Raw genomic sequence first — 14396 nt, 5'->3', positions numbered from 1 at the left:
GGGATGTCTTTATGATCGGCGCGCAACTGTTGTCGCCCGCCAGCCTGGTCATCGGTTGGCTGATCTATCTGCCGGTGCTGGTCTGGGCGATCCGGCGTTCGCCCTGGGTCGAGCTGTTCACCGACAGTCGCCGCCAGCACCTGCTGTTCGGCACGGTCTTCGCCCTGTTCCTGCTCTGGCTGGTGCGGCGCGACTTCGATACCGGAGTGTCCTATCACTTTATCGGCCTGACGGCGGTAACCCTGCTACTGGACTGGCCGCTGGCGATTGTCGGCGCGCTGGTGGCGCAGCTCGGCCTGGTGCTGCTGGGACGCCAGGACCTGGCTGCGCTCGGCGTCAACGGCAGCTTGCTGATCCTGTTGCCGGTGCTGGTGACGGAGACCTGTGCGGTGCTGGTGGAGCGGGCGCAGCCGCGTAATCCCTTTGTGTATATCTTCTGCTCGGGATTTTTCGCCGCCGCCCTGGCGGCCTTGCTCTGCCTGCTGGCAAGCCTGGGCCTGCTGTGGTTCGACGGGCGGTTTGCCCTGCCGGAGTGGCTGGAGGATTTTGTCGGTTACCTGTGGCTGATCATTTTTCCCGAGGCTTTTATCAACGGTATGTTGGTCAGCGCGCTGGTGGTGTTCTGCCCCGAATGGTTGGAGACCTTCAACCGCACCCGTTACCTGTCGGCGCCATGGAAGGACGATGGGCCGCGTTGATCTGCATCAATTACAGCGACCGGCCCGGCGACCATGCTGCGGAAAAAACCGGGAGCAAGGTCATGAGTGTGTACGAGTGGGCGCGTCAGCAGGTACAGGCCAGTCTGGAAGATGCGCAAGTGGAGGGGTTCGAGCCGGGGCTGGGCTTGCGCGCCTTGCTCAGCGCGGTGGTGCAGCAGAGCAAGGCAGTGCGCAGTGCCGAGGATCTGGCTGACGAGCTGCAATTTCTCGCCGAGAACCTCGATGACGACCAGGACTACGCCTTTATGCGGCCCTGATCGCCTGGCGATCAATGGGCGCGGGGCGGCAGATCGTCGGAGAACAGATCGTCCTCGGCGTCGGGGCTGACGGGAATCTTGTGTTCCTCCGCGGCCCAGGCGCCGAGGTCGATCAGTTTGCAACGGTCGGAGCAGAACGGCCGATAGGTGTTGGCGGCGGTCCATTCCACGGGGGCGCCGCAGGTCGGGCATTCAACGGTCAAGGGTTGGCTCATCAGTGGCCTCCACGCAAAGTCAGATAAAAGTGATGCAGGCGCTCGACCTCGCTGTGCAGCCAGGCCAGGTCGCGGTCGTTGACCAGCACATCGTCGGCATGGCGCAGGCGCTCTTCGCGACTGGCCTGGGCCTTGAGGATCGCCTGCACCTGTTGTTCGCTGGTCTGGTCGCGTTGCCGGGTGCGCTGGATCTGCAGCGCCTGCGGCACATCGATCACCAGCACGCGCTGGGTGTTCTTGTATTGCCCCGATTCGATCAGCAGCGGCGACACCAGGATCGCATAGGGCGATTGTGCCCGGGCCAGGTGGCTGGCGATTTCCGCGCCGATCAACGGGTGTAGCAGCGCTTCGAGCCAGCGCCGTTGCTCAGGGGCTTCGAAAATCAGCGTGCGCAGGGCGGCGCGGTCGAGTTGGCCGTCGGCTTGCAGCACGCCGGGGCCGAAGTGTTCGACGATCTTTGCCAGCGCCGGACGCCCGGGTTCGACCACCCAGCGGGCGGCGTGATCGGCGTCCACCGTGTGGATGCCGAGGTCGCTGAAGTGCTGGGCCGCCGCGCTCTTGCCGCTACCGATGCCGCCGGTGAGGCCGAGAATCCAGGGTGTCGAAACAGGTGTGCTCATTTGAAACCGGCAAACTGCAGATAGGAAGCGGTTATTTGACCACCCCAGAGCAAGGCAATCCAGCCGGCAATCGCCAGATAGGGGCCGAAGGGGATCGGTGTCGAGGTCTGGGCGTTGCGCAGGCGCAACAGAATCAGGCCGAGCACGGCGCCTACCAGGGAGGACAGCAGGATGGTCAACGGCAGGATCTGCCAGCCGCCCCAGGCGCCGAGCATCGCCAGCAGCTTGAAGTCGCCGTGGCCCATGCCTTCCTTGCCGGTGAGCAGCTTGAATAGCCAGTAGACCGACCAGAGGCTCAGGTAACCGGCCACGGCGCCCCACAGGGCATCGTCAAGGCTGGTGAAGAGGGTGAAGTGGTTGGCGATCAGGCCGAGCCAGAGCAGTGGCAGGACCAGGGCGTCAGGCAGGAGCTGGTGATCGGTGTCGATCAGGCTCATCGCCAACAGGCCCCAGGTCAGCAGCAGCATCAGCCCGGCGGGCCAGCCGAAGCCGAAATGCCAGGCGACAAAGGCCGAGAGCAGGCCGCAGGCCATTTCGGTGAGCGGGTAGCGTTTGCTGATGGGGGCCTTGCATTGGGAGCATTTGCCACGCAGGAGCAGGTAGCTGATCAGTGGGAGGTTTTCCCAGGCACGGATTTGGTGATTGCAGTGTGGGCAATGGGAGTGGGGCAGCACCAAATTGTAGGTCGGGCCGGGTGCGGGCTGGGGTAGGCCGAGGACTTCGTGGGCCTCGGTGCGCCAGTCGCGTTCGAGCATTTTCGGCAGGCGCCAGACCACCACGTTGAGGAAGCTGCCGACGATCAGGCCGAGGAGCAGGGCGAATAAAACAAAGGCCAGCGGATTGCTGGCCAGGAAATCGGATAAGGGCATCGGTTAAACCACTTGGCCAAGCTTGAAGATGGGCAGGTACATGGCGATCACCAGGCCGCCGACAATTACACCGAGCACGGCCATGATGATGGGTTCCATCAGGCTGGTGAGGCTGTCGACCATATTATCGACTTCGCCTTCGTAGTAGGTGGCAACCTTGTCGAGCATATCGTCCAGGGCGCCGGACTCCTCGCCGATGGCGGTCATCTGGATGGCCATGGTGGGGAAGACGCCGGTGGCACGCATCGAGAAGTTGAGCTGCATGCCGGTGGAGACGTCCTGCTTAATGCGATTGACAGCGTTTTTGAAGACGATATTGCCGGTGGCGCCGGCGACGGAGTCGAGGGCTTCGACCAGTGGCACGCCAGCTGCAAAGGTGGTGGAGAGAGTGCGAGCGTAGCGGGCGACGGCGGATTTGTAGAGCAGAGAGCCAATAATGGGGAGTTTTAAGGCGACGCGGTCGAGCCAGTTGCGGAAACGTTCGGAGTTTTTTCGGGCATACTTGAAACCAAAGATGGCGGCAATCAATGCCCCCACAAAGATCAACCACCAGTCTTGCAGTACCTGGGAAATGCCGATAACCATTAGTGTGAAGGCTGGCAGTTGGGCACCGAAACTCGAGAAAATACTCTGGAATTGCGGAACAACCTTGATCAGCAGTATCGAGGAAACAATGATTGCTACCACAACTACTGCAATGGGGTAGTTCATTGCTTTTTTGATTTTGGCCTTCAACGCTTCGGTTTTTTCTTTATAAGTTGCTACACGTTCCAGTAGACCTTCCAGGGCGCCCGCCTGTTCGCCGGCATCCACCAAATTGCAATAAAGGTCGTCGAAGTACTCGGGTTTTTTGCGCAGGGACGTGGCAAAGCTGTTACCGGCGGCGACCTCCTGCTTGATGTCATCCACCAGCTTGCGCATGTTCGGGTTATCGAATCCTTCTCCGATGATGTCGAAGGACTGCAGTAGCGGTACACCGGCCTTCATCATGGTTGCCATCTGGCGAGTGAACAGGGCGATATCCAGGGGTTTGATGCGTTTGCCTTTGCTGAAAATCGAGCTGCTCTTTCTACGCACTTTACCGGGATTGATGCCTTGCTTACGTAACTGTGCCTTGATCAGTGCGGGGTTGTGCCCGCTCAGTTCACCGGTCATCTTGGCACCTCTTTTGTCGGTGCCCTCCCAAGCGTAAACGCTGACCTTGACTGCTGCTTTGGTTGCCATTGTTTAGTCCTTGGTGACTCGGTTGACTTCTTCCAGGCTGGTTACACCTTGCATGGCCTTTATCAGCCCTGAGGTGCGCAGGTCGTTGAAGCCGTCTTTACGCATTTGTGCGGCGATTTCCAAGGAGTTTCCCTCGGCCATGATCAAGTGTTGCAGGTCCGGGGTGTTTTTCACCACCTCATAGATCCCAAGGCGACCTTTATAGCCGCCATTGCATTGCTCGCAGCCGACCGGCTCATAAATCTTGAAGGTGCCAATGCGCTCTTGTGGGAAACCTTCCTTGAGCAGGGCTTCTTCAGGGATATCAATCTCTCTTTTGCAATGGTTGCACAGTTTGCGGGCCAGGCGCTGGGCGATGATCAGGTTTACCGATGTCGCGATGTTAAAACCGGCGATGCCCATATTCTGTAGTCGGGTCAGGGTTTCAGCGGCGCTGTTGGTGTGCAGGGTAGAGAGCACCATGTGGCCGGTCTGGGCCGCCTTAATGGCGATTTCGGCGGTTTCCAGATCGCGGATCTCACCGACCATGATCACATCCGGGTCTTGTCGCAGGAAGGAGCGAAGGGCCTGGGCAAAGTCCAGCCCTTGTTTGGGGTTGACGTTGACCTGGTTGATGCCTTCCATATTGATTTCCACCGGGTCCTCAGCGGTAGAGATGTTGATGTCCACAGTGTTGAGGATATTCAGGCCGGTGTAGAGCGAGACGGTTTTACCCGAGCCGGTTGGGCCGGTGACCAGGATCATTCCCTGGGGCTGCTTCAGCGCCGCCATATAGAGTGCTTTCTGATCCGGCTCGTAGCCCAGCGCGTCGATACCCATTTGTGCGCTGGAGGGGTCGAGAATCCGCATGACGATCTTTTCGCCCCACAGCGTCGGCAAGGTGTTGACCCGGAAGTCGATGGCCTTGGTCTTCGAAATGCGCATTTTGATCCGGCCGTCCTGGGGCTTGCGACGTTCCGATATGTCCAGGTTCGCCATGACCTTCAGGCGGGCGGCGATACGGCTGGCGAGATGAATCGGTGGTTTGGCGACTTCACGCAGAATGCCGTCGGTACGCAGGCGAACCCGGTAGATTTTTTCATAGGGTTCGAAGTGCAGATCGGATGAGCCGCCCTTGATGGCGTCCAGAAGCATTTTGTTGACGAAGCGCACCACCGGAGCATCGTCGGCGTCCTGCCCGGCAATCTGTTCCTGCTTCTTGTCGTCAACCGATTCGATATCCAACCCTTCGAGGTCGACATCCCCCATTTCCTCAAAGCCGCTGGAGCTGCTGTCGAAAAATTTGTCGATAGCGTCGCTGAGTTTGTCGTCCTCCACCAGAATGGCTTCGGTGGTTAGGCCGGTACTGAACTGGATATCGGTAATAGCCTGGTGATTGCTTGGGTCGGAAATACCAACAAACAGCTTGTTGCCGCGACGCCATAGCGGCAGTACATGGTGTTGGCGGATCAGCTTCTCGCTGACCAATCCTTTAGGCTGGCTTTCTTTGTCCAGGCAGGCCAGGTCAAGCAAGGCTACGCCGAAGTGCTCGGAGGCAATTTCCGCTACCTGCCGGCTTTTGATCAGTTTGTTTTGAACCACATAGCTGACCAGGGAAATTCGATTGCGTTGGGCTTGCTGATACGCCTGCTGAGCGTTTTTGTCAGTGAGCAGCTCGGCTGCAACCAGTTGCTTGGCCAAGCCAGAAAGGGCGATATCGTTCATTTGAACACCAAACACAAACAGTTGGAGTCTTATAGCGTAGTCGGGGGGATGGTGCAAAATCTGGAAAGCAAAAGTGACAAAAAATGTCAAATTATGTTCTTTTGGGGAGATCGATGATCGATCTACGGGAGCTGAATCATGTGAAAAGTGGATAGGCTGATAGGTGGCACGAGCTGTGCTTTGTTTATATCAGGCATAGGGCCTTTGCTCACGGTTGGAGAGACTATATGAATGCTCAAAAGGGCTTTACACTGATTGAACTGATGATTGTTGTTGCGATTATTGGTATTTTAGCGGCAGTTGCTTTGCCCGCATATCAGGATTACACCTCGCGTGCTAAAGCGACTGAGGTGATTCTCGCTGCAAGTAGTGCTCGGACGTGTGTAACTGAAACAATTCAAAGTAAAGGTAAAGCAGGTTTGGATACCTGTGGTACTGGATTTGTTGCTACTAAATACGCTACAGGTATGGCCATAGGTGCTGCGACGGGTGTTATTGTCGTTACAGGTGCTATTAAGTCGGCTGGTGATACGACCGTTACTATGTCGCCAGTTTTTAGTGCTACAGATGCCACAGTTATTACAAACTGGACATGTGTTGGTACTCCGACAAACTGGATGCCAGGCTCCTGTAAGTAATTGATATTGGCTTTTTAGCTTCTTTGCTTAAGAAGGCCTTCCTTATTTAGGAAAGGCCTTCTTCTATGTGGTAAGGTAGTGCTTGTGGTGCAATTGTTGATACCTAGTAAAAGTAGGTGTTTTCTATTTTTCTCGTGATGATGGTTGCTTTGCTAGCGCATCGGTATCTCACGATACTTAGAAAGTTGTTTAGGTTGTGATGGCTGTATTTTTTTAAGGTTGGTAGCTCAGCAGTAGATAGTTGGTTTTCGATTTTTTTGTTTGATATTTTTTGATTTTTCCGTAGCGGTCTTATTAGTTAGGATGGGCTCTAGCTGAGTTTTTATTGCTAATTGTATTCTGCATGATCGCCTATGCCATTACTGTTGGATGCAGGTGATACAGTTGATCGTTATCTATTACTGTTTGTCGTGCTGCTTTACTCGATCAAAAAATTACAGTTTGTAATTTTAAACGATTCTGCCTTTGTAATTGGGGCAGTGCTGGACACAGATAGGCTTTCCGGTTTTTCTAAAAAACGCTTCTACGGCCAATTCCTGACCTTCATCCTCCTGCTTTTAACTCTCCCGCTCCTGCTGTCCACCACCAAGTGCTCCCACAAGTTTGGGGCTTCTCACTCCCGAGTTTCTGGTGGTAGATCGTGGTGACTGACGATACTCGCGGCACTTGGCTGGACGTAGTCGCCTGCATACTGTTCATCTTCAGCCGCTCCGGCAGACGATGGAACAGTTGGCAACTGCTCGCTGCCGCCGTGCTGTTCCTGGTCTATGTGGTGATCCGCGACTTTCCCCACCTGGACGAACGCAACAAACTCTATCAGCAGCAGTACGGCGGCCATTTCCAGCCGCGCTTCTGGACCCAGGGCGTGATTGCGATCAAGCCCGAGTAACTTGCCCGTCGGAGCGGCGAATGTTAGCTTTAGCGCCACGCCGGTGTAGCTCAGTCGGTAGAGCAGCGCACTCGTAACGCGAAGGTCGTAGGTTCGATTCCTATCTCCGGCACCACATCATTCACGTCCGAAAATGGCGAGAACAGCCCCACCACCGGTGCTAGTCTCTGCCCATGAACACGACAATCGCTTCCTCATTCCCTTCGGCCGATATCTGTGAAAAAGCCCGCCTGAGTCGCGATGCGCGCTTCGACGGGGTGTTTTTCACCGCAGTGCTCAGCACCCGGATCTACTGCCGTCCGGTCTGTCCGGCACGTCCGCCCAAGGTCGAGAACGTGCGCTACTACCCCAGTGCCGCCGCCGCCGAGGCCCTGGGCTTTCGCCCCTGCCTGCGTTGTCGCCCCGAACTGGCGCCGGGCAACAATATTTGGCTGCACGGCGAACATCTGGTATCCCGTGGGCTGAAGCTGATCCACGAAGGCTTTCTCGCCGAACAGTCCCTGGATAACCTGGCCGCCCGGCTCGATGTCGGTGCCCGGCAACTGCGCCGCCTTTTCGTCAAACACCTCGGCGCGCCGCCCATTGCGGTCCATGCCACCCAGCGCCTGCTGTTCGCCAAGCAACTGCTGACCGAAACCGCGCTGCCAATTACCGAAGTGGCGTTGGCCTCTGGCTTTCAGAGCCTGCGTCGTTTCAACTCGGCCTTTGCCGAGGCCAACCATGCGCCACCCCGGGAGTTTCGGCGCAAGCCGTTGGCCAATGCCAACAGCGCCCTGGTCCTGCGCCTGGGCTATCGACCACCCTACGATTTCAAGGCGCTGCTGGCGTTCCTGGGCAGTCGTGCCTTGCCGGGTATCGAAGTGGTCGACGAGCAGGGCTATAGACGCGTGTTCGGTAACCGCGAGTCGCCCAGCTGGTTGCAGGTCAGCGCCTGGCCGGATGGCGCTCATGCCTTGAAGCTGGAGCTGTTCAATGTCCCGCCCGGGCAGATGCTGCCGGTGGTCACGCGGATTCGTCGGATGTTCGATCTGGACGCCGATCCGCAGGCCATCGTTGCCACTCTGGGCGCCAGTCCGGTGCTTGCACCTCTGGTCGAACGTTACCCCGGCCAACGGCTGCCAGGCGGCTGGGACGGTTTTGAGATTTCAGTGCGCGCGGTGTTGGGCCAGCAGGTCAGCGTGGCGGCGGCCCGTACCCTGGCATCACGCCTGCTGAGCCGCTTCGGCACTGTCCTGGAGACGCCGCCGGTACCCGGCCTGGATCGGTTGTTTCCGGCACCGGAGCAACTGGTCGACGCCGACCTGGGCTCAATCGGCGTGATCAGGACACGCACCGCCACCATTCAAGGAATCGCCCAGGCCTTGCTCGACGGTCGGGTGAGTTTTCGGACAGAACAACGTCTCAACGATTTCGTCAAAAGCTGGGTCGCGCTGCCGGGCATTGGCGAATGGACCGCGCACTACATCGCCATGCGCGCCCTCAATCATCCCGATGCCTTCCCGGCGGCGGACCTGATCCTGCGCCGCGAAGTGGTCAGGGACATGCCGCCCTTGAGTACCAAGGCATTGGCGTTGCTCGCCGAAGACTGGCGCCCGTGGCGCGCCTATACGGTGATGTACCTGTGGCGCGGGGCGAGTGAGACGGAATCGATACACAGGAGTGAAAAATGATCGCCAACCGGATTTACTACGACATCATCCCTTCGCCCATCGGCCCCATGATGCTGGTGGCCGATGACAACGGGCTACGCGAGCTGCGTTTCGAACTGGACTCTCGACCACAGACGCCATTGGCGGGTTGGCTGCATGCACCGGACAAATTGGCGCGAGTGCGTACTCAACTGGCAGAATATTTTGCCGGCGAGCGAATGGAGTTCGATCTGCTGCTCAATATGTTGGGGACGGACTTTCAGAAAGACGTCTGGCAGGCCCTGCTGACCATTCCCTACGGGGTGACCGCCAGCTATGGCGAAATTTCCCAGCAGATCAATCGACCCAAGGCTTCACGGGCAGTCGGGGCGGCCAATGGACGCAATCCGGTGCCGGTGATCGTGCCCTGTCATCGGGTGATCGGCAGCAATGGCAGCTTGACCGGGTTCGGTGGCGGACTGGCGGCCAAGCAATGGTTGCTGGCGCATGAGTCGCGGGGCTTTGCGTTGCGCTGAAATGCGGGGCGTCCAGTCTGGTTGGGAGCCGGCTTGCTGGCGATGCTCGAAATACCAGCCTGTCGGCTGATCGCGAGCAAGCTTGCTCCTCCACGGTCGGCGGTGTTGCTCCTGTCAGAGACTCAAGCGCATCGACAGGTCCACCGCCTTCACATCCTTGGTCATGGCGCCAATGGAGATGTAGTCCACGCCCGTCTCGGCAATCGGCCGCAACGTGCTTTCATTGATCCCGCCGCTGGCTTCCAGCTTGGCCTTGCCGGCGTTCAGGCGCACGGCTTCACGCATGTCGTCCAGGCTCAGCTCATCGAGCATGACGATATCCGCCCCCGCCGCCAGCGCTTGCTTGAGCTCGTCCAGACTCTCCACCTCGACTTCCACCGGCTTGCCCGGGGCAATCTTGTGTGCCGCGCTGACTGCCTGGGCGATCCCGCCACACGCGGCGATATGGTTTTCCTTGATCAGGAAGGCATCGTACAAACCGATCCGGTGGTTATGACAACCGCCGCAGGTCACCGCGTACTTCTGCGCCAGACGCAGGCCGGGCAAGGTCTTGCGGGTATCCAGCAGCTTGACCGCGGTATCGGCGACCTGGTCGGCGTAATGGCGCGCATGGCTTGCGACCCCGGACAGCAGTTGCAGGAAGTTCAGTGCGCTGCGTTCACCCGTGAGCAGCGAGCGCGCCGGCCCTTCCAGATGGAACAGCGGCTGGTTCGGCTGCACCCGTTCGCCATCGCGCACTTGCCAATGCACGGCCACCCGCGGGTCGAGCTGGCGAAACACGGCATTGACCCAGGCGGTACCGGCAATGGTGGCCGCGTCGCGGGTAATGATGGTGGCCTTGGCCAGACGCTCGGCGGGGATCAACTGCGCGGTGAGGTCGCCACTGCCGATGTCTTCGAGCAACGCACGGCGCACGTTGGCTTCGATTTCGGCGGTCAGATCGGCGAGGCGTAGATTCGGCATAACGGACTCCACAAACAAAGTCTCTCGATTATAGAGCCTGGGGGTCACCCAACCCAAGGCGTGTGGCCTGGCAGCCGTCTTTCCTGGCTCCTTTGGTCGCTTGTCGTGAGCGTTTTGCCAGTTCTGTGGTCTGTTCTTATGCATTTATGAAAAGGAATTGCAGAGGGCTGGTAAAAATGACATCTTTTACACGATAGTCTGCCTTGTAATTGACGTCATAGCTTTGACGTCCCTGTGATGCCCCTGATCATTGATAGCCGTTGAGCGCCTGAATGCGCTCATCGAGAAGCGGCCGTGAGCCATTTTGCCCACCCCGCCTAGACGGATCTTTCACAACGAACTGACAGAACCGCTGCTGCAGGAGGCTTTGATGCACATTGACGGAAAGGTTGTGCCTTTGCACAACGCTACCGAGGATCAAGCGACGTCGTCGCCGCTTGCCCGTTTGCCGGTGGTTCTCGTCCAGGTGCGTGACAAGGCCGCGCTGCAGCTCAAGCAAGGCTTGCAGGTGCTGTTCGATAACGCCGACGACACCTTGTTCGAAATGGCCGACAAGGCCCTGAACAACGTCGATCAGAACACCTTTTTCGAAGCCATGCGCGACCTGCGCCTCAAGCGCAAGAGCATCGAGCGCGGTTTTCTCCAGCGTTTTTTCGAGGCTTTTGACGGTCTTGGCCGGTACGACATCAGTGAGCCGACGTTGTCCACGGCGGTGTCCTACGAGGCCCTGGCGCTGGTGTCCAACGATGAACTCGAACGCACCGTGGCCCTCGACGCCATGGTCGCCAAGGTGCTCAGCCGCGATGGACATGCCCTGGGACAACTCAGCACCCGGCTCAACGCCTTGATCACCCGGCGTGTCGACGATGCGAGCAATCCCCTGGGCCCGGCGATGCTCTGTGAATATTTCCTCGAGGCCGGGCGCAACCTCGGGGTGGAGATCAAGGTCAAGCTGATCGTCCTCAAGCTGTTCGAGAAATATGTTCTCAGCGACGCCGACCAGTTGTATGTCGAAGCCAATCAGTTGCTGATCGCCACTGGCGTGTTGCCGGAGCTCAAGGCCGCACCGGCACGGCGTGCCAGCGACCGGTCAGCGGCCAGCACCCGCGATCGTCAGGCGCCGACGACCAGTACCAAGCCCCTGGATGAAAGCGTGCAGGAGGTGTTCAGCGCCTTGCAGGAACTCTTGTTGCATGTACGTGGCAGCATGGCCCCCAAGCTTGAGGCCGGCAGCGAGGCCCAGCCGATTTCCACCAACGACTTGCTGCGCCTGCTCTCGCATCTGCAGCAATATGTGCCGGAGCCTGGTTCGGCGGAAGATTTCGACCTGCGCAACCAGCTGGAACAACTGTTGACCCGGGTCAGCGTGAAAAGCGGCAAGTCCCGGGTGGTTGGGGGCATGGACGAGGACGTGATCAACCTGATCGCCATGCTCTTCGAATTTATCCTCGATGACCGTGTCCTGCCCGATTCGCTGAAGGCGTTGATTGGCCGCTTGCAGATTCCGATGTTGAAAGTGGCGGTACTGGACAAGAGCTTCTTCAGTCGCGGCAGTCATCCGGCGCGCCGCCTGTTGAACGAAATCGCCTCCGCCGCCCTCGGCTGGGGCGCCCGTGACGACCAGCAGCGCGATGTCCTGTACGTGCGCATCGAACAGGTCGTGCAGCGTCTGTTGAATGATTTCGTCGACGATCCGGCGATCTTTTCCGAGTTGTTGGTGGAGTTCCTCGCTTTTACCAGCGACGAGCGCCGTCGCAGTGAATTGCTTGAACAGCGCACCCGGGATGCCGAAGAGGGCCGGGCCAAGGCCGAACAGGCGCGCCAGCGGGTCCAGCACGTGTTGAACGAGCGGCTGCTGGGCAAGACCTTGCCCGAGGTGGTGGTGCGCCTGTTGCAGGAAGCCTGGAGCAAGGTGTTGCTGTTGACCTGGCTCAAGCAGGGCGAAGCCTCCGCCGAATGGCAGGCCGGCTTGCAGACCATGGACGAGTTGATCTGGAGTGTCGACCCGCAGGACCCGGTCGATGCCCGGCTCAAGCTGCTGGCGTTGGTCCCGGGCTTGCTCAAGGCGCTGCGTGACGGCCTGGCCAGCGCCGCGTTCGATCCCTTCGCCACCAGCGAATTTTTCAGCCAATTGGAAGTCCTCCATGTCCAGGTGCTCCAGCAACTGGCCAGGCAGAGCGCCGAGCCGCCGGTGCATGCACGGATGCCGGCGATGGTGGAGATAGTGGAGGAGATTGTCCTGAGTGCGCCGCACGAGCGCCTGGGCGAAGAGACCTCGTTCGAGTTGCCGGCCGATGACGCCGGCCTGCTCTGGGTCCGGCAATTGCGTATCGGCCAATGGGTGGAAATCCGCGAGGATGAGGACAACGGCCTGCGCTGCAAGCTGACGGCGATCATCGAGCCGGGCGGCAAGTACATTTTCGTCAATCGTACCGGTATGAAGGTGCTGGAGCGAACGGCCCAAGCCCTGGCCGTGGAGTTTCGACGTGGCGCGGTGCGGTTGCTCGACGACGCCTTGCTGTTCGACCGGGCGTTCGCCTCGGTCATCGGTAACCTGCGGCGGATGACGGCGCGCTGAGTGCGCCGCGCGTGTCCCATCGTTGGACGTCTGTTGAGAAAATTTCCCGGATAAGCATGGATTGCTGATCCATCCGCGTGTCTATCGCGGCATACTGAGCCTGTCGTTTTTGTCTTCGAAGGAATCGGTATGCAGTTGGATCCCGCCAGCGGTTGGTGCCAGGACGTGCGTCACTGTCCGTCGCCCAACTTCAATCAGCGTCCGGCCGAGGAGATTTCCCTGCTGGTGATCCATAACATCAGCCTGCCGCCAGGGCAGTTCGCCACCGGCAAGGTGCAGGAATTCTTCCAGAATCGCCTGGATGTCACCGAACATTCCTACTTTGAAGGCATCGCTGACCTGCGCGTTTCCGCGCACTTTCTGATTGAGCGTGACGGTATAGTCACTCAGTTTGTCTCCTGTCTGGAGCGTGCCTGGCATGCCGGGGTTTCGTCTTTCGAGGGGCGGGAAACCTGTAACGATTTTTCCCTGGGCATCGAGTTGGAAGGCACCGATGAGCTGCCTTTCACCGACGCACAGTACGCGGCGCTGATCAGTTTGACCCGCCAGCTACGCGCCGCTTACCCGGCCATAACCCTGCAACGGATTTGTGGCCATAGTGATATTGCCCCGGGTCGCAAGACCGATCCGGGGCCGGCATTCGATTGGGGACGTTTTCGTGCCGCCCTGTTGGAAAAAGGAGAGTCACAATGAGTTTTCTGGTGTTGCTGCTGGCGGTCTGGATCGAAAAGTTCTCGGCCTTGCGCCAGCGTGTCCAGCGTGACGGCCCTTGGCTGCGGGAGCTGGCCAGGCTGGAAGCCGGGCCACGGACGGCTGGGCGTCCCTGGCTGGTGCTGATCCTGCTGGTGCTGTTGCCGGTGGCCGTGCTCGGTCTGCTGTTGATGGTCCTGCAACCGCTGGCGTATGGCTTGCTGGCTCTGCCGGTGCACCTGCTGGTGGTTATCTACAGCCTGGGGCGTGGGGATTTGCTGGCGGCCCTCGGCCCCTTTCGCGATGCCTGGCGGCGGGAGGATGTGCAGGCGGCCGTGCATGTGGCCAAGCGTGACCTGGATGTGTGTGCCGACAACGGCGACGAGTTGCTGGAGCGGGTCCAGGGCTATCTGTTGTGGCAGGCCTACCAGAGTTTCTTCGTGGTGATTTTCTGGTATTTCCTGCTGGGTCCGGTGGCGGCGTTGAGTTATCGGTTGCTGGCACTGGCGGTGCAGCATGGCCAGAGCCCGGCGCTGGTGGAGCGCGCCACCTTGCTGCGGCACGCCTTCGACTGGTTGCCGGTGCGCCTGCTGGCGGCCAGCCTGGCCCTGGTGGGCAACTTTGTCGGAGTCAGCCGGGTGATGCTGCATGAGTTGCTCAACTGGGACATCACCGCGCGGCAATTGATCGAGAAAGTCGGGCGCGTCGCCGGGGAAATCCCGGCGCCGGTGGTGGGCGCCGATGGCGTCGCCAGCCTGGACAGCCTGTGGGAGTTGCTGCTGCGCGCGGCGGTGCTCTGGTATGCCGGGTTTGCTCTCTGGACCGTACTGATCTGACTCCCGGGGCGCGCACTGCTCCCCCCAAAC

16 protein-coding genes and 1 tRNA gene are annotated in these 14396 nt (G+C 59.3%); 11 read left to right on the top strand and 6 right to left on the bottom strand.

The features are described 5' to 3' along the window. Positions 1–11: 11 nt before the first annotated feature. On the top strand, positions 12–698 hold the full coding sequence (locus PFEN_RS07170) for an energy-coupling factor ABC transporter permease (RefSeq protein ID WP_191486208.1): 687 nt from the start codon (positions 12–14) through the stop codon (positions 696–698). A 62-nt stretch (positions 699–760) separates the two neighbouring features. Further along, positions 761–976 (top strand): hypothetical protein, encoded by a 216-nt coding sequence (locus PFEN_RS07165; RefSeq protein WP_191486207.1) that lies wholly within the window; start codon positions 761–763, stop codon positions 974–976. Between the two features lie 11 nt (positions 977–987). Here the strand turns inward: PFEN_RS07165 and yacG are convergent, their stop codons facing one another. Genes yacG through pilB form a run of 5 tightly spaced genes read right to left on the bottom strand, consistent with a single transcriptional unit; the run spans position 988 to position 5608 of the window. Continuing rightward, positions 988–1191, bottom strand: coding sequence for a DNA gyrase inhibitor YacG (gene yacG, locus PFEN_RS07160; RefSeq protein WP_191486206.1), 204 nt, complete (start codon positions 1189–1191; stop codon positions 988–990). Further along, entirely contained in the window at positions 1191–1811 is a 621-nt protein-coding gene (coaE, locus tag PFEN_RS07155) for a dephospho-CoA kinase (protein WP_191486205.1), read from the bottom strand. Before coaE ends, yacG begins: the two co-directional genes overlap by 1 nt. Next, entirely contained in the window at positions 1808–2680 is an 873-nt protein-coding gene (locus PFEN_RS07150) for a prepilin peptidase (RefSeq protein WP_191486204.1), read from the bottom strand. The genes coaE and PFEN_RS07150 overlap by 4 nt, the downstream gene beginning before the upstream one ends. Positions 2681–2683: 3 nt before the next feature. Next, positions 2684–3904, bottom strand: coding sequence for a type II secretion system F family protein (locus PFEN_RS07145; RefSeq protein WP_191486203.1), 1221 nt, complete (start codon positions 3902–3904; stop codon positions 2684–2686). Positions 3905–3907: 3 nt separating this feature from the next. Further along, complete coding sequence (gene pilB, locus PFEN_RS07140; RefSeq protein ID WP_191486202.1) at positions 3908–5608, bottom strand: type IV-A pilus assembly ATPase PilB; 1701 nt, start codon at positions 5606–5608, stop codon at positions 3908–3910. Between the two features lie 227 nt (positions 5609–5835). On the opposite strand from pilB, the gene PFEN_RS07135 reads away from it, so the two are divergent. The 6 genes from PFEN_RS07135 (at position 5836) to PFEN_RS07115 (ending at position 9299) form a co-directional block, all read left to right on the top strand. Then, a complete protein-coding gene (locus tag PFEN_RS07135) occupies positions 5836–6246 on the top strand; it encodes a pilin (RefSeq protein ID WP_191486201.1) in 411 nt (136 codons plus the stop codon). Between the two features lie 353 nt (positions 6247–6599). Next, positions 6600–6893, top strand: coding sequence for a hypothetical protein (locus PFEN_RS30525; RefSeq protein WP_224770911.1), 294 nt, complete (start codon positions 6600–6602; stop codon positions 6891–6893). Continuing rightward, positions 6890–7135: a hypothetical protein gene (locus tag PFEN_RS30520; protein ID WP_224770910.1), complete on the top strand. Its 246-nt coding sequence runs from the start codon at positions 6890–6892 to the stop codon at positions 7133–7135. The genes PFEN_RS30525 and PFEN_RS30520 overlap by 4 nt, the downstream gene beginning before the upstream one ends. 39 nt (positions 7136–7174) lie before the next feature. Further along, positions 7175–7250, top strand: a tRNA-Thr gene (locus tag PFEN_RS07125). A 58-nt stretch (positions 7251–7308) separates the two neighbouring features. Next, a complete protein-coding gene (locus tag PFEN_RS07120; RefSeq protein WP_191486200.1) occupies positions 7309–8805 on the top strand; it encodes a DNA-3-methyladenine glycosylase 2 in 1497 nt (498 codons plus the stop codon). After that, the gene (locus PFEN_RS07115; protein WP_191486199.1) at positions 8802–9299 is read left to right on the top strand and encodes a methylated-DNA--[protein]-cysteine S-methyltransferase; all 498 of its coding nucleotides are present in this window, start codon (positions 8802–8804) and stop codon (positions 9297–9299) included. The genes PFEN_RS07120 and PFEN_RS07115 overlap by 4 nt, the downstream gene beginning before the upstream one ends. 114 nt (positions 9300–9413) lie before the next feature. Here PFEN_RS07115 and nadC read toward each other — a convergent pair whose 3' ends face one another. Beyond that, the gene (nadC, locus tag PFEN_RS07110; RefSeq protein ID WP_191486198.1) at positions 9414–10262 is read right to left on the bottom strand and encodes a carboxylating nicotinate-nucleotide diphosphorylase; all 849 of its coding nucleotides are present in this window, start codon (positions 10260–10262) and stop codon (positions 9414–9416) included. Between the two features lie 370 nt (positions 10263–10632). On the opposite strand from nadC, the gene PFEN_RS07105 reads away from it, so the two are divergent. The 3 genes from PFEN_RS07105 to ampE all read left to right on the top strand — a co-directional run bounded on the left by PFEN_RS07105 (position 10633) and on the right by ampE (position 14366). After that, positions 10633–12840: a DUF1631 domain-containing protein gene (locus PFEN_RS07105; protein WP_191486197.1), complete on the top strand. Its 2208-nt coding sequence runs from the start codon at positions 10633–10635 to the stop codon at positions 12838–12840. Positions 12841–12969: 129 nt separating this feature from the next. Continuing rightward, positions 12970–13533 (top strand): 1,6-anhydro-N-acetylmuramyl-L-alanine amidase AmpD, encoded by a 564-nt coding sequence (gene ampD, locus PFEN_RS07100; protein ID WP_191486196.1) that lies wholly within the window; start codon positions 12970–12972, stop codon positions 13531–13533. Then, complete coding sequence (gene ampE, locus PFEN_RS07095; RefSeq protein WP_191486195.1) at positions 13530–14366, top strand: regulatory signaling modulator protein AmpE; 837 nt, start codon at positions 13530–13532, stop codon at positions 14364–14366. The genes ampD and ampE overlap by 4 nt, the downstream gene beginning before the upstream one ends. The last annotated feature ends 30 nt before the right edge of the window (positions 14367–14396 follow it).

Source organism: Pseudomonas sp. FEN, assembly GCF_904067045.1.
In the GTDB taxonomy this organism is placed as follows: Bacteria; Pseudomonadota; Gammaproteobacteria; order Pseudomonadales; family Pseudomonadaceae; genus Aquipseudomonas.
Note: the sequence above shows the minus strand (reverse complement) of the source record. Positions and strands in the feature narration are given on the sequence as shown.